The organism is Mycobacterium sp. NTMscope_MAC_12 (genome assembly GCF_976985675.1).
In genome coordinates this window covers 5,138,347-5,159,673 of sequence record NZ_CDRJYY010000001.1, presented here as the reverse complement: position 1 = coordinate 5,159,673, position 21,327 = coordinate 5,138,347, and the positions used below count along the sequence as shown (strand labels likewise).

The following is a 21,327-nucleotide window of genomic DNA, read 5'->3' as shown; positions in this document are numbered from 1 at the left end:
GGCCGCACGGTGTACATATGTTCACTCAAACCGCTCAAGCTTCCGGCCGGGTCCTCGCGCGGACGTTTCGGCAACGCGTGTTGGGTTCAGAGCTCGTAGACCTGCTGACCGGGCCGCACGGCGTCGACCGTTACACCGAACTCGTGGCACCAACCTGGACGCTGGGCGAAGCCCGCGCCAGGGTGACCGACGTGCGCCGGACCACGCCCCGCAGCGTCACGCTCACCCTGGCTCCCAACGACAGCTTCCTGTCCGCCCACACCGTCCGGGCCGGCCAGTACGTCAACCTGACCGTCGAGATCGACGGGCGCCGGCACACCCGCTGCTATTCCCCGGCCAACGCCGAAGGGGCGGCCACCCTCGAGCTGACCATCGGCCGGCACGAGGGAGGCCTGGTCTCGAACCATCTGTACGAACACGCCCGTCGCGGCATGGTGGTGGGTCTGGCCGGCGCCGGCGGCGACTTCACCCTGCCCGCGGCGCGGCCCCGGCGGATCCTGTTCGTCTCCGGGGGCAGCGGGATCACCCCGGTGATGGCGATGCTGCGCACCCTGGTCGCCCAGGGCCATCCCGGCGAGATCGCCTTCGTCCACTACGCCCGCACCCCCGCCGAGGCCTGCTACCGCGACGAGCTCGCCGCCATGCCCTCGGTGCGGGTACTGCACGGCTACACCCGCACCGACGGCGGCGACCTGACCGGACGCTTCGGCCCGGAACACCTGGCCGCCGCGATGCCCGCACCCGACGCGGTATTCGTCTGCGGTCCAACGGCTTTGATCGAGGCCGTGCGGGAGCACTGCGACACCGTGTACACCGAAAGCTTCGTCCCGCCGGCGCTCGACACGCCGGCAAACCCTTCCGGAGGGCGAGTCACGTTCTCCGACAGCGGGGTTGACATCGTCGACGACGGGCGCCCGCTGCTGGAGCAGGCCGAATCCGCGGGCCTCTTTCCGGAAAACGGGTGCCGGATGGGCATCTGCCACACCTGCACCCGGCGCAAAACCGCCGGCACCGTGCGCAACCTGGTCACCGGCGCGGTCTCGACCGCACCCGATGAGGGCGTGCAGATCTGCGTGTCCGTTCCGGTCGGTGACGTGGACCTGTCCCTTTAACAGCAACCAAGCTCGCGAATGTGAAATACGCGACGGCCGCACGGCGTGTCGCGTCGCGAGATTCACAGTCGCGGCGGAATCCGGAGGAAATGCCATGACACAGAACAAGATCGCCCTGACACCCGAGCAGGCCGACGCATTCGGCCGCGAGCTCGACGCCATCAAAGAGCGCGTGATGGCGGACCTCGGCGAAAAGGACGCCGACTACATCCGCCGCGTCATCAAGACCCAGCGCGCGCTGGAAGTCGGCGGGCGGGTGCTGTTGTTCCTGCCGCCGGCCTGGCTGCTGGGCACCGGCATGCTCGGCATCGCCAAAATCCTGGACAACATGGAGATCGGCCACAACATCATGCACGGCCAGTACGACTGGATGCGCGACCCGGCGATCTCCGGCCGCACCTTCGAGTGGGACACCGCGTGCCCGGCCGATCAATGGCGCCACTCGCACAACTACATGCACCACACCCACACCAACATCGTGGGCATGGACCGCGACATCGGCTACGGGATCCTGCGGATGAGCGAGGACCAGCGCTGGCAGCCGTACTTCCTCGGCAACCCGATCTACGCCTTCCTGCTGATGGTGTTGTTCCAGTACGGCGTCGCGCTCCACGAACTGGAAACCGAGCGCATCCGTTCCGGCGAAATCCGTCTCGCGGACAAGCGCGAGGTGCTGCGGGCGATCTGGAAGAAGACCCGTCGGCAGACCCTCAAGGATTACGTCGCCTTCCCGCTGCTGGCCGGGCCGTTCGCGCCTTTCGTCTTCACCGGCAACCTCACGGCCAACCTGATGCGCAACGTGTGGTCGTACATGATCATTTTCTGCGGCCACTTCCCGGATGGCACACAGGAATTCACCGTCGAGGAAACCAGGGACGAGTCGCGCGGCATGTGGTACTTCCGCCAGGTGCTCGGCTCGGCGAACCTCACCGGCGGCCGGCTATTTCACCTGCTGTCCGGCAACCTCTCCCACCAGATCGAGCACCACCTGTTCCCGGACATGCCGGCCCGCCGCTACGCCGAGATCGCGCCCGAGGTGCAGCGGATCTGCGAGCGCTACGGCATCCCGTACAACCGCGGTCCGCTGCTGCGGCAATTCGGCACGGTCGTCCGCAAGATCGTCAGGCTGACCTTCCCGGACAGCTGGCTCCCCAAGGCCGGTGCCGACGAGCCCGCCGATCGCGAGCCGGTCGCCGCGTAACTCGGGGCCGTCCACGCATTGCCTTGCGCCGGGCGAGGGGGACAATGAGGTCCGTGGAATGGACCGGCGCGCGCTACGCGGACACCCCGACGGTGGAGGCCTCGACGTGGATCGACGCGGATCCGGAGCGGGTCTGGGGCCTGGTCTGCGATATCGCGCTGATGCCCGCGGTCAGCAACGAACTCAAGGCCGTGGAGTGGGCCGAGGGATCGGACGGCCCGCGGGTCGGCGCCCGCTTCGTCGGACACAACGAGCACGAGGCGTTCGGCCGATGGAGCACCACGTCCCAGATCGTCGCGTGCGATCCGCCACGCGAATTCGCCTGGGCCGTAGGCGATCCCGATAACCCCGCCGCGACCTGGAGATTCCGGTTGGCACCCCGCGACGGCGGCACGACCCTGAACTACTGGACGCAGATGGGGCCGGGACGCTCGGGGTTGTCGAGCGCGATCGACTCGATGCCCGACAAGGAACAGAAAATCGTGTTCGTGCGGATGCGGGAGTTCGAGGCCGCGATCGGAAAGACCCTGGCCTCGATCAAACGGCTGGCCGAGCACGGAGTGCGGTGATGCGGACCGCCACCACGGTGGAGTTCTCCGGCACCGGGAACGACGCCGGGCAGGTCGTGGCGCTCGCGGTCGAGGCCGAGAAGCTGGGCCTCGATGTGTGTTGGGTGGCCGAGGCGTGGGGCACGGACGCGCCGTCGGCGCTGGGCTACCTCGCCGCGCGCACCGAGCGGATGCTGCTGGGGTCCGGCGTGATTCAGCTCGGCACCCGCTCGCCGGTCCTGGTCGCCCAGACCGCGATCACGCTGTCCAATCTGTCGAACGGACGGTTCCTGCTCGGGTTGGGCGCCTCGGGCCCGCAGGTGATCGAGGGCCTGCACGGCGTCTCGTTCGACCGGCCGCTGGCGCGCACCACCGAAACCATCGACATCGTCAGGCAGGCGTTCGCGGGCGGAAAGATCTCTTACACCGGTAGGGAATTCGAGCTTCCCCGCCCCGGCGGCGAGGCGGTGCCGATGCGGTTGTCGGTGCGGCCGGAACACGCCATCCCGATCTACTTGGCCACGCTGTCACCGGCGATGCTGCGGTTGACCGGACGGGTCGCCGACGGGTGGCTGGGCACCAGCTTTGTCCCGGAAGGCGCCGAGGGCGCCTACTTCCGCCACCTTGACGACGGCCTGGCGGCGGCCGGGCGCACCCGTGCCGACATCGACGTCTGCCAGGGAGCCGAAGTCGCCTTCGCCGCAGACGAAGACGAGTTGCGCGGCATGGTCGCGGGCCGCAAGAAAGAGCTCGCGTTCAGCCTCGGCGGCATGGGATCGTCGAGCACGAACTTCTACAACCGGGCCTACAGCCGGCAGGGCTGGGCCGACGTCGCCGCCGAGGTGCGCGAGCGCTGGCAGCGCGGCGACCGGGACGGCGCGGCCTCCCTGGTGACCGACGAGATGGTGCTGGCGACCACGCTCATCGGGACCGAGAAGATGGTGTCCGCGCGCCTCGCGGTGTGGCGCGATGCCGGCGTGAACACCGTGCGGCTCTATCCCGCGGGCGACACCCTGGACGCCAAGCTGGAGACGCTGGGCCGCGCGATCGAGCTGGTCCGGCAGACGCCGGCTTCTTGACGGCCGCCGAACGTGCACTGGCGGCGAGTTTTTCGCGGTTTCTTCGCCCTCATGACACGTTCGGCGGATCAGCTGGCCGCCGTCGGCGCGTCGACGGCCTTGACGAGCTCCACCTCCGGGCGCTGCGGCACCCCGTCGGCGAGGAACCACCGGAAGGCCAGGTTGCCGCGCGGATAGCCCAGCGTGGTCAGGGAATTCGGGTGCGCGGTCTTGGCGCCGGACAAGACGATGGTCACCGAGCCGTCACTGTTGGCGACGGCGCTGTGACCGTTGATCGAGCAGCGCGCGTCGGGGCCCTCCGAGGCCGCGTAGGTGGCCATGAACTGGTTCCACACCACCATGTTCCAGAACCTGCACGCCGGCGGCCGATGCGTGATCACCAGCGCCTCGTCCTCGTCGAGCACGAAACTGCCGTAGGAGTAGCAGGCGTCGCGCGCCGACCAGCCGAAGTTGGCGTCCGGCACCTGGTAGGGGTCGGCGAACGCGTTTGCGGCGTGGGCGGTTTCGTGCCCGAGGGCGTGGGTGTCGTCGACCCGGTTTCCGACGGCCAGCGGCACGATGGCGAACATGGTCTGCAGCCAGGTCGCGACCGCGCGCAGCCGCACCGCGGTTTCCGCGTCACCGTGCCGGATCGGTGCCGGCTCGTCCAGGGCCTCGATCTGCCAGACGACCGGGCGTCCGGTCAGGGGATCGGCCTGGTAGTCGCGGGTCATCAACACGGCGGCGTCGGCCGTCGGGGGGAATTCGAAGGAGAAGTTGCCGTCGGTGTCGATGTCGAGGTCGCTGTCGCGGACGATCGCGACGACCCGGTCCGACCACGCCCCGAGCGTCGGTTCGTTGTAGGCGGTGACCGAAAAGTAAACGCTGTCACCCTTGTTCCCGCTGATGCGGTAGCGACGCGCCGGATCGACCGGGCATATGTAGTAGTACGCGTCGGTGTTGTCCCCACCCCAGCGGCGGTCGCGGCGAAACGGCGTGTTCACCGCGACGAATTGCGGCCGATCGGGTTCGGGGAACAGGTAGGTGTCCAGCGCGACGCCCAACGTGGTGGCGAGCATGCGGTAGCCGTCGGCGATGTGCCGGTCGTCGGTGACGGCGCGGTCGCCCTCCAAAAACGAGCGGTCAAGGCCGCCAAGGGTATTCAGCAGTTCCTGCCACGCGGCCGTCGATTCGTGCGTCATGCGCTAATTCCTTTCAGGAGCAGTGTTGTCGTGCGATCGACCCACGCGTCATCGAGCCCGGTGGCGCGGGTGAGCAGGGCGACCAGCGTGATGCCGGCAATGGTTTCGGCCAGTTCGGCGGCGGTCACCTCCGGGCGCACCTCACCACGCGCCGCCGCCGCCGCGAGCCAGTCGGCGAGCCCACCGCCGATGACGCCGGCGAAGCGCTCCAGCAGCGCCGAGTGCAGGCTCGGATCCGCGGCCATCTCGCCGATCAGGCCCGGCAGGGCCGCCCGGGCCGATGGCGTGGTGAGGAAAACCATTGTGCGGCGCACCATCTCGCGCAGACCGTCGGACGTCGAACCGGTGTCGGGGATCGCGGTGCCGGCGCCGATCGGGAACACCGCCTCGTGCACCAGATGCGCCTTGCTGGGCCAGCGGCGGTAGATCGCGGGCTTGCTGGTGCCGGCCCGCTCGGCGATGGCCGAGACCAACAGCCCCGGGTAGCCCGTCTCGGCGAGCAGTTCAACCGTCGCGCGTAACACCGCGGCGTCGATACGCGGATCGCGGGGCCGGCCAAAATCACCATCCATTACGAAACTGAGAGTAACATAAGTCGCCGTGACCGATGCCGTTCGCTTAGTTTCCCTCGATGACCTGGCCACGCCCCGATTCAGCGCCGAGGGTCAGCAGATCCTCGACATGATGACCGCGATGGCCCCGGAGTGCCCGCTGGACGCCGACGCCCTGCACGCCAAGGCCAGCGAGGACACCGGGCTGCACGATTTCGGGCCCGACGACTACCGGGAACGCCTCGACGTCTACCTCGCCGCGCTGCGCGAGATCGACGGGCTGCACGGCGCCGGTGCGGTCAACTTCTATGGGCAACTGCTGCAGATCCTCAAGAACCGGCTGTTGTTGGCCGACCTGCTGAGGCGCCATCCCGAGATCAACGACATCGAACTGATCTCGCCCGTGGTGATCGCCGGGCTGCCCCGCACCGGCACCACGCACCTGCACAACCTGCTGGCGGCGCCACCCACCTTCCGCACCATGCCGTACTGGGAAAGCAACGAGCCGTTTCCGATGCCGAATGAGGTTGGCGTGCAACCGGATCCGCGGCGGACCCGGATGGACGTCGCGGTCGGGGTGATCAACATGGTGATGCCCCATTTCGCGCTCATGCACGAAATGACCACCGACCACGTCCACGAGGAGATCCAGCTGCTGGCCAACGACGTGTCCACGATGCTGCTGGAGACGCTCGCCGATGTGCCGCGCTGGCGTGAGTACTACCAGTCCCACGACCAGACGCCGCACTACGAATACCTGGCCACCCAGCTGCGGGCGATGCAGTTTCTGCGCGGGGGGCGGCGCTGGTTGCTCAAGTCGCCCCAGCACCTCGAACAGGTGCCGGTGCTGGATCGGGTGTTCCCCGACAGCATCGTCGTGTTCACCCACCGCGATCCCGTGCCGGTGGCGCTGTCGATGATCGCGATGATCACCTATTCCGCGCGCATGCACCGCTCGCCGGTGCCGGTGGAGCAGATCGCCAACTCCTGGATCGACCGCCTCGATCAGATGCTCAGCGCCCTGGTGCGCGACCGCGACACCATCGGCCCGGACCGCTCGGTCGACATCCGGTTCGACGAATTCATGGCCGACGAAGCCGGCGTCGCCGAGCGGGTCTACGCGCTGGCCGGCGAACCGTTCACCGAGGAGGCGCGCAACGCCGTCGCGGGCTACCTGGCGGGCCACCGGCGCGGGCGGCTGGGCAACGTCGAAACGTCCTTCGAGATGTTCGGGCTGAACGAGGACAACCTGCGGGAGCGCTTCGCGCCGTACGTCGAGCGGTTTCTGGCCTAAGCCTTTTCGAGCCGCTACGTTCTCAACTCATGGTCACTATGCCCGCGCTGCGCGGTGTCGAACACAGGTACGTCGATCTCGGAGACGGCGTGACGATCCATGTCGCGGACGCGGGCCCGGCGAGCGGGCCGGTGGTGATGCTGGTGCACGGCTTTCCGCAGAACTGGTGGGAGTGGCGCGAGCTGATCGGGCCGCTGGCCGCCGACGGCTACCGGGTGTTGTGTCCGGACCTGCGCGGCTCGGGCTGGAGTTCGGCGCCGCGCTCCAGTTACCGCAAGGACGAGATGGCCGACGATCTGGCCGGGGTGCTGGATCGGTTGGGCGTCGCGACGGTCAAGCTGGTGGCCCACGACTGGGGCGGGCCGGCCGCCTTCATCATGATGCTGCGCCACCCGGAAAGGGTGACCGGCTTTTTCGGGGTGAACACCTCGGCGCCGTTCGTGAAGCGCTCCCCGGCGACGCTGCGCAATGTCTGGCGGTTCTGGTACCAGATCCCAATCTCGTTGCCGATCATCGGCCCGCGGGTGATCAGCGCGCCGAACTCCCGGTTTCTGCGCCTGCTGGGGTCATGGGTCGGCGGTGGCTACACGCTGCCGGAGGAGGACGTGCGGCTCTACGTCGAGTGCATGCAACAACCCGGCCACGCCGAGGCGGGCTCGCGGTGGTATCGGTCGTTTCAGACCAGGGAGATGCTGAGCTGGCTGCGCGGCGAGTACGACAACGCCTGCGTCGACGTCCCCGTTCGCTGGCTGACGGGCACCGAGGATCCGGTGATCACGGCGGACCTGACCGAGGGATACGCCGACCACATCAAGGATTTCGAGGTCGAACTGGTCGAAGGGGTCGGCCATTGGATCGTCGACCAGCGGCCCGACCTGGTGCTGAATCGGGTCCGCGCCTTCCTCGCCGAAAAGTAAGGCGGGTGAGGGCTTTTCGGCGCGCCTAGTCGACGCCGATGGTGACTTCGGTCGACTTGATGAACACGGTCGCCGGCTGCCCCACCTTGAGCCCGAGGTCGGTCGCGGCGTCCTTGGTGACCGACGACGTGACGACCTGATCGCCCCCGTCGAGCGTCACCTTCACCACGGCCATCACGGTGCCGAGTTCGACCTCGGTGATCTTTCCCCGGAGCTGGTTTCGAGTCGAGAGCCGCATCACAGAATCCTCCATGTCAGAACGGGTGGGGTCTGCGGTGAGCCTAGCCCCGCCCGGCCGGGCCCGGAATGGCTTGCGACACCTCGCGTTACGGGGCCGGACGAGCTCAATGCCGCGGGCCGAGCAGGGCTACGGACGCATCCACGGCCGGTTCCACGATTTCTCGGACCGGTTTTCCGTCTTCGACCGCAAGTGCGGTCAGCTCCCGCAGGCCCCCCAGCAGGATCACGGCCAGCGGCGCGGTCAACGGCGGCAGCTTCGCGCGGCGGAATCCGGGACTGGCGCTGAGGTCGATGAGCAGGCTGGTCAACAGCTGCAACCCGCGGCGCTGGACCGGGCGGGCGGCCGCACCCAGCGACGGCAATTCACGAATCCAGCTCAACGTGATGGCAGGGCGGGCCTCGATGTATCCGACATAGGCCTCGACCGCCTGCCGGATCTGCACGTGCCAAACGGCGTCGGGATCGACCGACGCCGCGATCTTCGCGCCCAGCTTCTCGATGTCGACGGCCAAGAGCTCGAGGAAGCACTCTTCCTTGCCCGCGAAGTGGTCGTAGAAGGTGCGCTTGGACGTGCGCGCGTGACGGACGACGTCGGCGACGGTGCTGGCGCGGAAGCCGCGTTCGGCGATCGACGTGGCCAAGCCGTCGAGCAGCCGGAGTCGGAATGGATCGACGTCGCCGAGAGCGGGGTCGCCAACCGTTGCTGTCATTGCTGAAGTCACGGACGGCGCCCCCTTTCGGTTCGAAACGCATCTTGTCAGCTCTGGTACTGCAGAGTACCGTACTCCGAAAGGCCTGTGGTGCATCGCGGTACCAAATCCGGACCAGCAGATGTGGGGAGCAATGACGCCATGAGTGAAGTAGCCACCGTACCACCGGCAACGGTCCACTTGCCCCCTGCGGTCCGAAGCCCGAAGCTGTTGCAGGGCATCGGCTTTGCCGTGTCGCGACGGATGATGATGCGACGCCTGTCACGCCGCTACGGCAACGTCTTCACGCTGCGGCTGCCGATGTGGGGGCGCGTCATCATGGTCAGTGATCCACAGCTGGCCAAGCAGATCTTCACCACCAGCCCAGACGAACTCGGCAACATCCAGCCCAATCTGAGCAGGCTGTTCGGTCCCGGCTCGGTATTCGGACTCGAGGGCGACGACCATCGCCGCCGGCGGCGGCTGTTGGCGCCGCCGTTTCACGGCAAGAGCATGAAAAATTACGAGAGCATCATCGAGGAAGAGACGCTGCGCGAGATGGCCGGCTGGCCGGAGGGCAGGTCATTCGCGACGTTGCCGCCGATGATGCGGATCACGCTGAACGCCATCCTGCGCGCGGTGTTCGGCGCCGAGGGGGCCGAACTCGACGAGCTGCGCCGCCTCATCCCGCCGTGGGTCACCCTGGGCTCACGCCTTGCGGCGCTGCCGAAGCCGAAGCGCTATCCGCGGTTCGGCCCGTGGGGCAGGTTGGACAAGTGGCGGCGCCAATACGACATCGTCATCGAGAAGCTGATCGCCGCGGAGCGGGCCGACCCGGATTTCGCCGAGCGGACCGACGTGCTGGCGCTGCTGTTACGCAGCACCTATGACGACGGTTCCGCGATGTCGCACAAGGACATCGGCGACGAGCTCCTGGCCCTGCTGGCCGCCGGGCACGAGACCACCGCGTCAACGCTGGCATGGGCGTTCGAGCGGATCAGCCGGCACCCCGAGCTATTGGCGAGGCTGGTCGAGGAGGCCGACCGGGCCGGTGAAGGCGGCAACGAGCTGCGCCAAGCGACGATCCTCGAGGTTCAACGGGCCAGGACCGTCATCGACTTCGCCGGTCGCCACGTCTACCCCGATGCCTACCAGCTCGGCGAATGGGCGATCCCGCGCGGCCATTCGATCATCGTCGGTATCGCGCAGATACACGACAACCCCGACGTGTTCCCCGATCCCCGGCGGTTCGACCCGCAACGCTTCATCGACACGAAGCCGTCGGCGCTGTCGTGGATTCCGTTCGGCGGCGGGACCCGCCGCTGCGTAGGGGCGGCGTTTGCCAACATGGAAATGGACGTCGTGCTACGGACGGTGTTGCGACACTTGACAATTGAGACGACGGACGCGCCGGGTGAGCGGTGGCATTGCCGCGGGGTGGCGTTCACCCCGAAGGACGGCGGCCGGATCGTGGTGCGCCGGCGCTGAATTCGGCGCGGTGCGCTACTGGCTGGAGGCGGCCCGGTGCGGCAGTTTCCAGCCCGGGCGGATGTAGTGGCAGGTGTATCCGTTCGGATAGTGCTGCAGGTAGTCCTGGTGTTCGGGCTCGGCTTCCCAGAAGTCGCCGGCGGGGCTGACCTCGGTCACCACCTTGCCCGGCCACAGGCCGGACGCCTCGACGTCGGCGATGGTGTCCAGCGCGATCCGCTTCTGCTCCTCGTCCAGGTAGAAGATCGCCGACCGGTAACTCATCCCCAGGTCGTTGCCCTGGCGGTTCTTCGTTGTCGGGTCGTGGATCTGGAAGAAGAACTCCAGCATCGTCCGGTAATCGGTCTCCGCTGGGTCGTAGACGATCTCGATGGCTTCGGCGTGGGTGCCGTGGTTGCGATAGGTCGCGTTGGGGACGTCACCGCCGGTGTAGCCGACCCGCGTCGAGACGACTCCGGGCTGCTTGCGGATGAGTTCCTGCATTCCCCAAAAGCACCCGCCGGCGAGGATCGCTTTTTGGGTATCGGTCATGTCATTGCCTCGCTTCGCTCGCACCGCATGGTCGCAATCTCGCTTCCGATTATCCTGATCTTTTTCCGAGGGTCACGCGGCCGAGGTCAAGCTCTCGACAAACTGCGGTAGAACGTGTTCTAGTTTTGGGCGTGAGCACGCCGAAGTTCTCCCGGAGCGAACTGGCCGCCGCGTTCCAGCAATTCGAAGCGACCGTCGATGCGGCGGCGCGGTCGCACGACTGGGACGCGTGGGTCCAGCACTACACACCCGACGTCTTGTACATCGAACACGCGGCGGGCACCATGCATGGCCGCGACGAGGTCCGCGAGTGGATCAGCAGGACGATGGGCAGCTTCCCGGGCAGCCACATGGTCGCGTTCCCGTCGCTGTGGTCGGTGATCGACGAGCCCACGGGGCGCATCATCATGGAGCTCGACAACCCGATGCGCGATCCCGGCGACGGCACCGTCATCGGCGCGACCAACATCTCGATCATCACCTACGCCGGCGATGGCCTGTGGCGTCAGCAGGAAGACATCTACAACCCGCTGCGCTTCGTGCAGGCCACGTTGAAGTGGTGTCGCAAGGCGCAGGAGCTCGGCACCCTCGACGAGGACGGCGCCCGGTTCATGGACCAGTACGGAGGGGCCCAGTGACCGGTAGGCCCAAACTCGTCATCGGCGCCAACGGCTTTCTCGGTTCGCACGTCACGCGCCAGCTGGTCGCCAAGGGTCACGAAGTGCGGGCCATGGTGCGCGAGAACGCCAACACCCGGTCCATCGACGACCTCGAGCTCACCCGGTTTCACGGTGACGTGTTCGACACCGCCGTGCTGCGGCAGGCCATGGACGGGGTCGACGACGTCTACTACTGCGTCGTCGACACCCGCGCCTGGCTGCGCGACACCTCGCCGCTGTTTCGCACCAACGTTGAGGGCCTGCGCAACGTTCTCGACGTGGCCGTCGCGCAACCCGGCCTGCGCCGGTTCGTCTTCACCAGCACCTACGCGACGGTCGGCCGGCGGCGCGGGCACGTGGCGACCGAGGACGACGTCGTCGCCACCCGCGGGTTGTCGGACTACGTCCAATCCCGGGTCCAGGCCGAGAACCTGGTGATGCGCTACGTGGCCGAATCCGGGCTGCCCGCGGTGGCGATGTGCGTGTCGACGACCTACGGCAGCGGCGACTGGGGCCGCACCCCGCACGGCGCGTTCATCGCCGGCGCCGTCTTCGGCAAGCTGCCCTTCACCATGGACGGCATCCAATTGGAAGTCGTCGGCGTCACCGACGCCGCCCAGGCCATGCTGTTGGCCGCCGAGCGCGGCCGCATCGGGCAGCGCTACCTGATCTCCGAGCGAATGATCGCGCTGACCGAGGTGGTGCGGATCGCGGCCGACGAGGCCGGCGTGCCGCCGCCGCGACGTTCCATCTCCGTTCCGGTGCTGTACGCCCTCGGCGCGCTGGGCAGCCTGCGGGCCCGGCTCACCGGCAAGGACGCCGAGCTCAGCCTCGCGTCGGTGCGCATGATGCGCGCCGAGGCGCCCGTCGACCACAGCAAGGCCGTCCGCGAATTGGGCTGGCAGCCCCGCCCGGTCGGGGAATCCATCCGCGAGGCGGCCCGATTCTGGGCAGCCATGCGAAATGCCAAGGGTAAGAGCGCGACTCCCCGCTGAACACCACGCCGACCGCTGTTCAGGACGCGGCGCGGCGCTGGGCGTGGGACTAGCCTCGAGCGGGTGAATACCGAGCGAGTGTCCGTCGATCTCACCGGGGCTCCCCAGACCATGCTGGCGACGTTCTACGCCAAGGCGCTGGACGCCGACTTCGACAAGCCGATCCTGGGTGATCGGTACGCGAAGGAGATCGTCGATCGCATCGACTACGACTGGAAGAAGACGACCATCACCGCCCGGCGGGCGCCGTCGGTCACTACCCGTTCGGCCCACTTCGACGAGTGGACGCGCAAATTCCTTGCGGCGCACCCGCGCTCGGTCGTCCTGCACGTGGGCTGCGGACTGGACAGCCGGTTCTTCCGCGTGCAGCCGGGTCCGGACGTGCAGTGGTACGACGTCGACTACCCCGAGGTGGCGGCGCTGCGCGCCCAGCTCTACCCGAGCCGCGATCACTATCGCGTGATCGCCGCCTCGGTCACCGACCCGTCATGGCTGAGCGAAATCCCCACCGACCGACCCACGCTGATGATCGGGGAGGGGCTGACCATGTACCTGACCGAGCAGGACGGCACCGCGTTGCTGCGCCGGGTGGTCGACCGGTTCGGCTCGGGTGAGCTGCAGTTCGACGTGTTCAACTGGCTCGGGATCAAGTCGCAATGGCTCAACACCGTGGTGCGACGGTCGGGATCCACGCTGCGGTGGGCGATCAACGGGCCCGACGACATCATCGCGGCCGTACCGGCGGTGCGGCTGCTGGCCTGCGAGCGCTGGTTCGAGTCGGACACCTTCGCACGATTGCCACGCTCATCCCGACTCCTGGGAAGGGTGATGTCGCTGATCCCCGCCGCCGCGAACATGTCCCAGTACCACCGGTACGCATTCGGCCCGCCGGACGGGAAGGGTTGACGGCGGCCGGGTGTTGCAAGCCCCATAACCGTCTGTAGGAGGTATCGATCATGGCCCACCGGCAAGTCCTCGAGCCCAGCGCGGGGCACCCGATCACCATCGAACCCACGAAGGGCCGGGTGCAGGTCCGCGTCAACGGCGAGCTGGTGGCCGACACCACCGCCGCGCTGGAACTACGCGAAGCGACAATCCCTGCGGTGCAATACATTCCGATCGCCGACGTGGTCCAGGAGCGGCTCACCCGCACCGACACCAGCACGTACTGCCCGTTCAAGGGCGACGCCAGCTACTACAGCGTGACCACCTCGGCCGGGGACACCGTCGACGACGTGATCTGGACCTACGAGCAGCCCTATCCCGCGGTCGCCGCAATCGCCGGGCATGTCGCGTTCTACCCCGACAAGGCCGACATCAGCGTCTCGCCTCAGTAGGGAACCCAACCCGGAAGCGCGGACGCCACCGCCCGGGTGTCGCTGTAGACGCGCATCGAGACGATCAGCCCGTCGCGGGTGTCGAAGATGCACACGAACGGGCTGTCGTAGGCGGCGCCGTCGGCCGTCGTGCCGGCGGCGTGCGCCTCCACCACCACGGTCTCTCCCTCGTTGACGCAGCGCACCAAGTCGATGACCAGCTCGAGGTCTTGCTTGCGCCGCTCGATCGCGCGCCGGAAGGTGTCCTTGTCGCACGGCGTACGCGTGTACAGCGTCCAATACGTGAAGTCGTCGCTGAGCAGCGCGAAGCCCTCGTCCAGATCGCCGCCGTCGCTGGTGCTCTGCAGGAACATCCAGGCCAGTTCGCCCTGAGGGTCATCGAACGGCGTCATCACACCGCAATACTGACTGGGGACGGAGTTCACGGTCAATCGAGCAGTCGGGGAGTCATCAGGTGAAGAGCACGCGTACGGTCGTGTTCCCCGGCGCCGCCAGCTTCGGGCACACGCTGTCGCCGCTTCGCCGTGGTCCCGCGGATCCGTGCTTCCGGGCGGCCGGGGAAGGCTCGATCTGGCGGACCAGCCTGCTGGCCACCGGCCCCGTCACGGCCCGCATCACCCGGGCGGCCCCCAACGCCGCGCACTGTGTGGCGTGGGGCAGCGGGGCGCCGGAGTTCGTCGAAATGCTGCCCGCCCTGCTGGGTCTCGAGGACGACGCGTCGGACTTCGTGCCGCGGCATCCGACGGTCGCCGCCGCTCACCGACGGGTTCCGCACCTGCGGCTGGGCCGCACCGGGCTGGTGCTGGAGGCGCTGATCCCGGCGATCATCGAGCAGCGGGTGCCCGGCGCCGACGCGTTTCGCTCCTGGCGTGTGCTGGTGACCAAGTACGGGACACCCGCGCCGGGGCCGGCGCCGGAGGGGATGCGGGTGCTGCCGTCCGCGCAGCAGTGGAGAACGATCCCGTCATGGGAGTTCCATCGCGCCAACGTCGACCCGAGGCGGGCGCAAACCGTGGTGACCTGCGCGCGGCGGGCCGCCTCGCTGGAGCGGTTGACGTCTCGGCCGGCGGCGCAGGCGCGCGAGGCGTTGATGTCCCTGCCGGGGGTGGGGGAATGGACCGCCGCCGAGACCGCGCAACGGGCCTTCGGCGACGCCGACGCCGTGTCGGTGGGCGACTACCACATCCCGAAGATGATCGGCTGGACACTGCTGGGCGAGCCCGTCGACGACGCGGGAATGCTCGACTTGCTGGAGCCGATGCGGCCGCACCGCCAGCGCGTGGTCCGGCTGCTCGAAGCCAGCGGATTGGCATACGAGCCGCGCCGGGGGCCGCGGCTGCCGGTGCAGCAAATCCACTCGCTGTGATCCGCCGCGTTTTTCGGCGTCGCCATCGGGTACCCAACACGGCAAGTAACTGTGTGAGAACCCCATGGAAGGAAGCTAGGAAACACGCGATGACTCAGTTCACAATTCCGGGATTGACCGACAAGCAGGCGGCACGGCTCACCGAACTGCTGCAAAAGCAACTGAGCACCTACAACGATCTTCACCTGACGCTCAAGCACATTCACTGGAACGTGGTGGGTCCGAACTTCATCGGGGTGCACGAGATGATCGACCCGCAGGTGGATACGGTGCGCGCGTTCGCCGACGATGTCGCCGAACGCATTGCCGCCCTGGGTTCTTCGCCGCAGGGCACGCCGGGTGCCATCATCAAGGACCGCTCGTGGGACGACTATTCGGTTGGCCGCGACACCGTCCAGGCCCACCTGGCCGCGCTGGACCTCGTCTACAACGGCGTGATCGAAGACATTCGCCAATACATCGACGAGACAGACGAACTCGACCAGGTGACCCAGGACATGCTGATCGGCCAGGCGGGGCAGCTGGAGAAGTTCCAGTGGTTCGTCCGGGCGCACCTGGAAAGCGCCGGCGGCCAGCTGGCGCACGCGGGCAAGAGCACCGAAAAGTCCGCCGCCAAGAGCGCACGCAGCAAATCCTGACGCTTCCGTTCGCATAAATCGCGCAGTCGCCCCGGCAAATCGATGCCGGGGCGATTGCGCGTGGGCGCGGGGGCGCGGTGCCGACCGCCTCGGGAATAAGTGGACCACAGTCCGGTTATACCGGGTATCCACGATAAGAGGAGGTCAGATGCCTGCAGTTATGGCCAACACGCTGACAGTGCCGCGGGTCCACGCGCCCGGTCCCGCCGATACCGAGCGGCCGGTGCGATCGATCACCACCGGGCCGCGCGGGTATGAGGGCGAGGGGTTCCCGGTCGTCCGGGCATTCGCCGGGGTCGGCAGCGCCGCCCTGGATCCCTTCGTGCACATGGACCAGCTGGGTGAGGTCAACTACCAGCCGGGCGAACCCAGGGGCACCGACTGGCATCCCCACCGCGGCTTCGAAACCGTGACCTACATGCTCGACGGGAAATTCGCCCACCAGGACTCCCACGGGGGCGGCGGCCTGATCACCGACGGGGCGACGCAGTGGATGACCGCCGGTTCGGGCATCCTGCACATCGAGACGCCGCCGGCCGAACTCGTCGACAGCGGGGGCCTCTTTCACGGCGTCCAGCTGTGGGTGAACCTGCCGAAGAAAGACAAGTTCGCGCCGCCGCGCTACCAGGCGATCGAGGGTGTTGACGCCGCATTGCTCGCGTCCGACGACGGCGGAGCCCTGATCCGCATCATCGCCGGCGAGATCGACGGCCACCGCGGCCCCGGCGTCACGCACACGCCGATCACGCTCGCGCACGCGACCGTCGAGAACGGGGCCCGGCTCAACATCCCGTGGCGGCGCGACTTCAACGCGCTCGTGTACGTGTTGTCGGGCAGCGGCTACGTCGGCCCGGTCGCCCACCCGATCCACCAGGGGCAGTTGGCGGTCCTGGGGCCCGGCGATCGGATCACCGTGGGCGCGCAGCGAGTCCGGGATTCGGCCGACGCAACCGCAATTGATGTGCTGGTTCTGGGCGGTCGGCCCATTCGCGAGCCGGTATTCCACTACGGGCCTTTCGTGATGAACACCCGCGCGGAATTGATCGAGGCGCTCGAGGACTACCAGGCCGGAAAATTTGGCACTATTCCGCCAAATGCGCTAATGCCTCACCATGGCGGTGGCACACTCTAGCAATGCTTCCACGGGGGAATCGCAGGCCGGGCCGTCCGCCTGCAGCGAAGGCGGACGAGACCCGGCAGCGAATCATCCAAGCTGCTCGTTTGGTGTTCAGCGAACGCGGCTACGACGGCGCGACGTTCCAGGCCATCGCGGCGCGCGCCGACCTCACCCGCCCGGCGATCAACCATTACTTTTCGAGCAAGCGGGCGTTGTATCGGGAAGTACTTAACGAAACGAACGAATTCGTCATCGGGGCCGGCATCAAAAAGGCCGAACGTGAGACCACGCTGGTGGCGCAGTTGACGGCATTCATCTCCGAAGCGACCAGAGCCAATTGGAAGAACCCGGCCGGATCCGCGTTTCTAATCAGCGGTGTGCTCGAATCGCAACGGCACCCGGATTTGACGGGAACCGATAACGATTCAGTACGAATCAGTCGCGAATTCCTGCTGCGCGTCATCAATGACGCGATCGAGCGTGGTGAAATCGTCGCCGATGTCGAGGCGAAGGTGCTGGCCGAGGCCCTGCTCGTGCTGGTGTGCGGGGTGGGGGTGTACGCGGGCTACGTCGAGAGCCCGGACACCCTGCTCGCGCTCACCGGGGTGATGCGCCGACTGCTGGAAGGCGCGTTCCAGAGGCGCGAGGACTAACGCGCTTCGAGGCGCAGTGAAGTTGCGCACAAAGCGTATAGGCTAACTAACTTATCCCGGTACCATGGTCAGGATATGACTGATCTGGATGCCTCGATGCCGCCCTCGGTGCGGTCTGCCGGCGACAGCTGGTCCATCACCGAACTCGTCGGCGCCACCGCCCTGGGCGTCGCCGCGTCGCGCGCGGCGGAGACCGCCGGGCCCGATCCGCTGATTCGTGACGAGTTCGCCCGCCTGCTGGTGTCGTCGGCCGGGCCGGCGTGGGCGCGGCTGGCAGACCCGGAGCTGTCCTGGCTCGACGACGATCAGCACGGGCGGCGCGCGCATCGAACCGGCATCGACTACCAGGCCGTGCGCACCCACTTCTTCGACGAGTACTTCGACGGCGCGGTGCGTTCCGGAATCCGGCAGTCGGTGATCCTGGCCGCCGGGCTGGACTCGAGGGCCTACCGGCTGAACTGGCCCACCGGCACCACGGTCTACGAGATCGACCAGCCCAAGGTGCTGGAGTACAAAACCGGAATCCTGCGGGAGCACGGCGCCGTGCCCACCGCCATCCGCCATCCCGTCGCGGTGGATCTGCGTGACGACTGGCCCGCGGCCCTGACCGCCGCCGGATTCGACCGCACGCAACCGACCGCCTGGCTGGCCGAGGGGCTGCTGCCGTACCTGCCGAGCGACGCCCAGGACCGGCTGTTCGAGATGTTCACCGCGCTCAGCGCGCCCGGCAGCCAGGTCGCGATCGAGGTGTTCGGCATCAACTCGCGGAGCAACTCGCAGCGCTGGTTGCGGATGCGTGAGCGGCTCGGCCTCGACGTCAACGTCCAGGCGCTGACCTACCACGAGCCGGACCGCTCGGATGCGGCCGCGTGGCTGACCGACCACGGCTGGCACGTGCACGCCGTGGACAACCGCGACGAGATGGCCCGACTCGGCCGCGCGGTACCCGACGACCTTTCCGACGAGGCGGTGCGCAGCACGTTGCTGCGGGCGCGTCTCGGCGGGACCACCTCCTGACCTTCGCCTGCCCAAGACCCAAGGAGTTAATGCATGAGCTCACTGCGCACCCACGACGACACCTGGGACATCAAGAGCAGCGTCGGCACCACCGCGGTCATGGTGGCCGCCGCCCGGGCCATCGAGACCGAGCAGCCCGACGCGCTGATCCGCGACCCCTACGCCCGGCTGCTCGTCAACAACGCCGGTGCCGAGGTCCTGTGGGAAGCCATGCTCGACCCGGAAGTCGTGGCCAAGATCGAAGCCATCGATGAAGAATCCGCCGCCCGGATCCAACACATGCGCGGCTACCAGGCGGTGCGGACCCACTTCTTCGACGAGTACTTCGCCGACGCCACTAAAGCCTCTGGCACCGGGATCCGGCAGGTGGTGATCCTCGCGTCCGGGCTGGACTCGCGGGCGTACCGCCTCGACTGGCCGGCCGGCACCACGGTCTACGAGATCGACCAGCCCCAGGTGCTGGACTACAAAACCACCACCCTGGCCGAAAGCGGCGCCACGCCTTCCGCCGATCGCCGCGAGGTGGCGATCGACCTGCGGGAGGACTGGCCGGCCGCGCTGCGCGCCGCGGGTTTCGACCCGTCGCGGCCGACCGCCTGGCTGGCCGAGGGCTTGCTGATGTACCTGCCCGCCGAGGCGCAGGACAAGTTGTTCACGCAGATCGGCGAGCTCAGTCCGGCGGGCAGCCGGGTCTCCGCCGAAACCGCACCGATGCACGCCGAGGAGCGGCGCCAGCAGATGCGGGAACGCTTCAAGAAGGTGGCCGACGAGCTCGGCCTGGAGGAGACCGTCGACGTCGGCGAGCTGATGTACCGCGACGAGCACCGCGCGAACCTCGCCGACTGGCTCAACGCCCACGGCTGGCGCGCGACGGCGCAGAACTCGATCGACGAGATGCATCGCCTGAACCGCGGGGTGCAAAGCCCCGAGCTCGACGACGACAAGGACGCCTTCTCCGACTTCGTGATCGCCGAGCGCCTGTAATGACCCGCCGCGTTCGCGGCCCTGGTTACCCGGATTTCGCCAGGTCATCGGGGACAATGATGACTCATTATGGGCGGCGGCGCGGCGCAGCGATCACCCCGCTGGGTGGTGTTGAAGGGCCGGCTCGTCGCCGGCATCGCTTCGGCGTTCGTCATGGCCATCACCGGCATCGGCTGGACGGGCTACCACACCGCCCTGGGCAGGATCATCATCTCCCACGCGCTGCCGAATGGGGCGGCCTCACTCGGCGACAACCAGAACATCCTGCTGATGGGCCTGGACAGCCGGCTCGACCAGAACGGCCGGCCGCTGCCGCAGGAGATCTACGACGCGCTGCACGCCGGCGACGAAAGCTCGGGCGGCTATAACGCCAATGTCCTTATCGTCGTGCACATTTCGGACCGGGACGGGCCGGTCACCGCGGTGTCGATTCCCCGCGACGACTACGCCGAGCTGCCGGGCTGCCCGGGCTCGGTCTGCACGGGCAAGATCAAGCAGGCCTACGGGCTGGCCTATCAGCAGTCGTTGAACGCGCAGGCCGCCGGGAACACCGGCGCGGGGTCGACCGATCTGGCGGCCCGCGAGCAGACCGCCCGCGAGGCCGGCCGCAAGGCCGAAATCGGCGCCGTCAGCGACTTCCTGGGCATCTCGGTCGACCACTTCGTCGAGGTCACGCTGGGCGCCTTCTACCAGATCGCCAAGGCCGTGGAGCCGATCACGGTGTGCCTCAACGGCGATACGCGTGACGGCTATTCGGGTGCGGACTTCCACCAGGGCGTGCAGCGCATCGATGCGGCGGAGGCCATGGCCTTCGTGCGGCAGCGGCGCGACGAAAACGACGGCTCGTTCACCGATTTCGACCGGACGCGGCGCCAGCAGGCGTTCCTGGTGTCGTTGGTCGAGGCGGCCCGCAGCGGGGGCGCACTGTCCAGCGTGAGCGGGCTGCGCAAAATGCTCGAGGTCGCCCGGGACAACGTCGCCGTCGACGCCGGGCTCGACCTCGTGCAGTTCGCCTCGCGGGCCTCGCGGCTGAGCGGGCGGCCGCTGTCGCTGTACACCCTGCCGATCTCCGGCTTCGGCACGGACGCGAACGGCTCCGACATCAACCTCGTCGACCTTGCGGCCATCCGGCGCATCGTCAACGAGCGCTTCATGTCGGACGCGCCCGCCGCGCTCGACGCCGCGTCGCCGACCGGCCAGCCGCCGGCCGCGTTGGCCGAACCCGTCATCCTCGACGTCGTCAACGCCGCCTCACGCGACGGACTCGCGGCCGCCCTCGAGGAGGCCTTCGCCGGCCGCGGCTTCACCCGGGGCAGCGCCACGACCGCCGCCGCCCCGGCCGATGACAGCACGATCGAATACGGCGCCGGGGCCGACGCGGGCGCGCGGCTGCTGGCCGAGGAACTGCACGTGCCGGCGGCCGCGGAGAGCTCCGTGGCCGCAGGCACCGTCCAGCTGACCGTGGGGACGAGGTTTCCCGCGGCGGACTACCTCTCCCATTCCGGGGCGCATCCCGGCGCGGCCGGCGACGCGCCGGCGTCCGGGCAGGTGAGTGCCGTCGCCGCCACCGGCAGCGGCGACCGCGCCCCGGCGCCGACCGACCTCAGCCAGATGACGGCCTCGAGCGTGCCCTGCGTCAAGTAACCCGCGCGCCCGATCCTTTCTACTGCTCTCCCAACCGGATGGTTAGTATCGCGGTTATCACCGATGAGCGGCCGCCACGCGGCGGG

Annotated in this window: 24 protein-coding genes; 18 read left to right on the top strand and 6 right to left on the bottom strand. The window is 68.0% G+C overall.

Annotated elements, in window-relative coordinates; all coding sequences use genetic code 11:
* The first annotated feature begins 17 nt into the window (after positions 1-17).
* The 4 genes from AC0KS4_RS23980 (at position 18) to AC0KS4_RS23965 (ending at position 3,940) form a co-directional block, all read left to right on the top strand.
* A complete protein-coding gene (locus tag AC0KS4_RS23980; RefSeq protein WP_238957159.1) occupies positions 18-1,112 on the top strand; it encodes a ferredoxin reductase in 1,095 nt (364 codons plus the stop codon).
* A 94-nt stretch (positions 1,113-1,206) separates the two neighbouring features.
* The gene (locus AC0KS4_RS23975) at positions 1,207-2,313 is read left to right on the top strand and encodes a fatty acid desaturase family protein (RefSeq protein WP_238957158.1); all 1,107 of its coding nucleotides are present in this window, start codon (positions 1,207-1,209) and stop codon (positions 2,311-2,313) included.
* Between the two features lie 44 nt (positions 2,314-2,357).
* Entirely contained in the window at positions 2,358-2,882 is a 525-nt protein-coding gene (locus AC0KS4_RS23970) for an SRPBCC family protein (protein WP_238957157.1), read from the top strand.
* Entirely contained in the window at positions 2,882-3,940 is a 1,059-nt protein-coding gene (locus tag AC0KS4_RS23965; protein ID WP_238957156.1) for an LLM class flavin-dependent oxidoreductase, read from the top strand. Before AC0KS4_RS23970 ends, AC0KS4_RS23965 begins: the two co-directional genes overlap by 1 nt.
* Positions 3,941-4,008: 68 nt before the next feature.
* Here the strand turns inward: AC0KS4_RS23965 and AC0KS4_RS23960 are convergent, their stop codons facing one another.
* Positions 4,009-5,121 (bottom strand): DUF1214 domain-containing protein, encoded by a 1,113-nt coding sequence (locus tag AC0KS4_RS23960; RefSeq protein WP_238957155.1) that lies wholly within the window; start codon positions 5,119-5,121, stop codon positions 4,009-4,011.
* Positions 5,118-5,693, bottom strand: a complete 576-nt coding sequence (locus tag AC0KS4_RS23955; RefSeq protein WP_225327251.1) for a TetR/AcrR family transcriptional regulator — start codon at positions 5,691-5,693, stop codon at positions 5,118-5,120. Before AC0KS4_RS23955 ends, AC0KS4_RS23960 begins: the two co-directional genes overlap by 4 nt.
* A 28-nt stretch (positions 5,694-5,721) precedes the next feature.
* Between AC0KS4_RS23955 and AC0KS4_RS23950 the strand changes: the two genes are divergently transcribed.
* Complete coding sequence (locus tag AC0KS4_RS23950) at positions 5,722-6,966, top strand: sulfotransferase family protein (protein WP_225327250.1); 1,245 nt, start codon at positions 5,722-5,724, stop codon at positions 6,964-6,966.
* Positions 6,967-6,995: 29 nt separating this feature from the next.
* Complete coding sequence (locus tag AC0KS4_RS23945; protein WP_225327249.1) at positions 6,996-7,883, top strand: alpha/beta fold hydrolase; 888 nt, start codon at positions 6,996-6,998, stop codon at positions 7,881-7,883.
* Positions 7,884-7,908: 25 nt separating this feature from the next.
* Here the strand turns inward: AC0KS4_RS23945 and AC0KS4_RS23940 are convergent, their stop codons facing one another.
* Both AC0KS4_RS23940 and AC0KS4_RS23935 read right to left on the bottom strand, forming a co-directional pair.
* Complete coding sequence (locus AC0KS4_RS23940) at positions 7,909-8,121, bottom strand: TOBE domain-containing protein (RefSeq protein ID WP_225327248.1); 213 nt, start codon at positions 8,119-8,121, stop codon at positions 7,909-7,911.
* A gap of 106 nt (positions 8,122-8,227) precedes the next feature.
* Positions 8,228-8,833, bottom strand: coding sequence for a TetR/AcrR family transcriptional regulator (locus AC0KS4_RS23935; RefSeq protein ID WP_238957154.1), 606 nt, complete (start codon positions 8,831-8,833; stop codon positions 8,228-8,230).
* A gap of 141 nt (positions 8,834-8,974) precedes the next feature.
* Between AC0KS4_RS23935 and AC0KS4_RS23930 the strand changes: the two genes are divergently transcribed.
* Positions 8,975-10,300, top strand: coding sequence for a cytochrome P450 (locus AC0KS4_RS23930; RefSeq protein ID WP_238957153.1), 1,326 nt, complete (start codon positions 8,975-8,977; stop codon positions 10,298-10,300).
* 15 nt (positions 10,301-10,315) lie between these two features.
* On the opposite strand, the gene msrA is transcribed toward AC0KS4_RS23930, so the two are convergent.
* Positions 10,316-10,831: a peptide-methionine (S)-S-oxide reductase MsrA gene (gene msrA / locus AC0KS4_RS23925; protein ID WP_238957152.1), complete on the bottom strand. Its 516-nt coding sequence runs from the start codon at positions 10,829-10,831 to the stop codon at positions 10,316-10,318.
* 131 nt (positions 10,832-10,962) lie between these two features.
* Here msrA and AC0KS4_RS23920 point away from each other — a divergent pair, with 131 nt between their 5' ends.
* The 4 genes from AC0KS4_RS23920 (at position 10,963) to AC0KS4_RS23905 (ending at position 13,822) form a co-directional block, all read left to right on the top strand.
* Positions 10,963-11,469 carry a nuclear transport factor 2 family protein gene (locus AC0KS4_RS23920; RefSeq protein WP_238957151.1) on the top strand — a complete coding sequence of 169 codons (507 nt, stop codon included), beginning with the start codon at positions 10,963-10,965 and terminating at the stop codon, positions 11,467-11,469.
* Complete coding sequence (locus AC0KS4_RS23915) at positions 11,466-12,485, top strand: NAD-dependent epimerase/dehydratase family protein (protein WP_238957150.1); 1,020 nt, start codon at positions 11,466-11,468, stop codon at positions 12,483-12,485. Before AC0KS4_RS23920 ends, AC0KS4_RS23915 begins: the two co-directional genes overlap by 4 nt.
* A 78-nt stretch (positions 12,486-12,563) precedes the next feature.
* Positions 12,564-13,391 carry a class I SAM-dependent methyltransferase gene (locus AC0KS4_RS23910; RefSeq protein ID WP_225327311.1) on the top strand — a complete coding sequence of 276 codons (828 nt, stop codon included), beginning with the start codon at positions 12,564-12,566 and terminating at the stop codon, positions 13,389-13,391.
* A 50-nt stretch (positions 13,392-13,441) separates the two neighbouring features.
* Positions 13,442-13,822, top strand: a complete 381-nt coding sequence (locus tag AC0KS4_RS23905; protein WP_238957149.1) for a DUF427 domain-containing protein — start codon at positions 13,442-13,444, stop codon at positions 13,820-13,822.
* Here AC0KS4_RS23905 and AC0KS4_RS23900 read toward each other — a convergent pair.
* The gene (locus tag AC0KS4_RS23900) at positions 13,816-14,214 is read right to left on the bottom strand and encodes a nuclear transport factor 2 family protein (protein ID WP_225327310.1); all 399 of its coding nucleotides are present in this window, start codon (positions 14,212-14,214) and stop codon (positions 13,816-13,818) included. The two genes, AC0KS4_RS23905 and AC0KS4_RS23900, sit on opposite strands and share 7 nt — an antisense overlap.
* Positions 14,215-14,276: 62 nt before the next feature.
* On the opposite strand from AC0KS4_RS23900, the gene AC0KS4_RS23895 reads away from it, so the two are divergent.
* From AC0KS4_RS23895 to AC0KS4_RS23865, 7 genes are all read left to right on the top strand, one after another.
* Positions 14,277-15,188 carry a DNA-3-methyladenine glycosylase family protein gene (locus tag AC0KS4_RS23895; RefSeq protein WP_238957148.1) on the top strand — a complete coding sequence of 304 codons (912 nt, stop codon included), beginning with the start codon at positions 14,277-14,279 and terminating at the stop codon, positions 15,186-15,188.
* An 89-nt stretch (positions 15,189-15,277) separates the two neighbouring features.
* Positions 15,278-15,826 carry a Dps family protein gene (locus tag AC0KS4_RS23890; RefSeq protein ID WP_238957147.1) on the top strand — a complete coding sequence of 183 codons (549 nt, stop codon included), beginning with the start codon at positions 15,278-15,280 and terminating at the stop codon, positions 15,824-15,826.
* A gap of 148 nt (positions 15,827-15,974) precedes the next feature.
* A complete protein-coding gene (locus AC0KS4_RS23885) occupies positions 15,975-16,958 on the top strand; it encodes a pirin family protein (protein WP_238957146.1) in 984 nt (327 codons plus the stop codon).
* Positions 16,959-16,960: 2 nt separating this feature from the next.
* Complete coding sequence (locus AC0KS4_RS23880; protein WP_225327238.1) at positions 16,961-17,596, top strand: TetR/AcrR family transcriptional regulator; 636 nt, start codon at positions 16,961-16,963, stop codon at positions 17,594-17,596.
* 75 nt (positions 17,597-17,671) lie between these two features.
* A complete protein-coding gene (locus AC0KS4_RS23875; RefSeq protein ID WP_238957145.1) occupies positions 17,672-18,613 on the top strand; it encodes a class I SAM-dependent methyltransferase in 942 nt (313 codons plus the stop codon).
* A 33-nt stretch (positions 18,614-18,646) separates the two neighbouring features.
* Positions 18,647-19,597 (top strand): class I SAM-dependent methyltransferase, encoded by a 951-nt coding sequence (locus AC0KS4_RS23870; protein WP_225327236.1) that lies wholly within the window; start codon positions 18,647-18,649, stop codon positions 19,595-19,597.
* 69 nt (positions 19,598-19,666) lie between these two features.
* The gene (locus AC0KS4_RS23865) at positions 19,667-21,241 is read left to right on the top strand and encodes an LCP family protein (RefSeq protein WP_238957144.1); all 1,575 of its coding nucleotides are present in this window, start codon (positions 19,667-19,669) and stop codon (positions 21,239-21,241) included.
* Positions 21,242-21,327 lie beyond the last annotated feature (86 nt).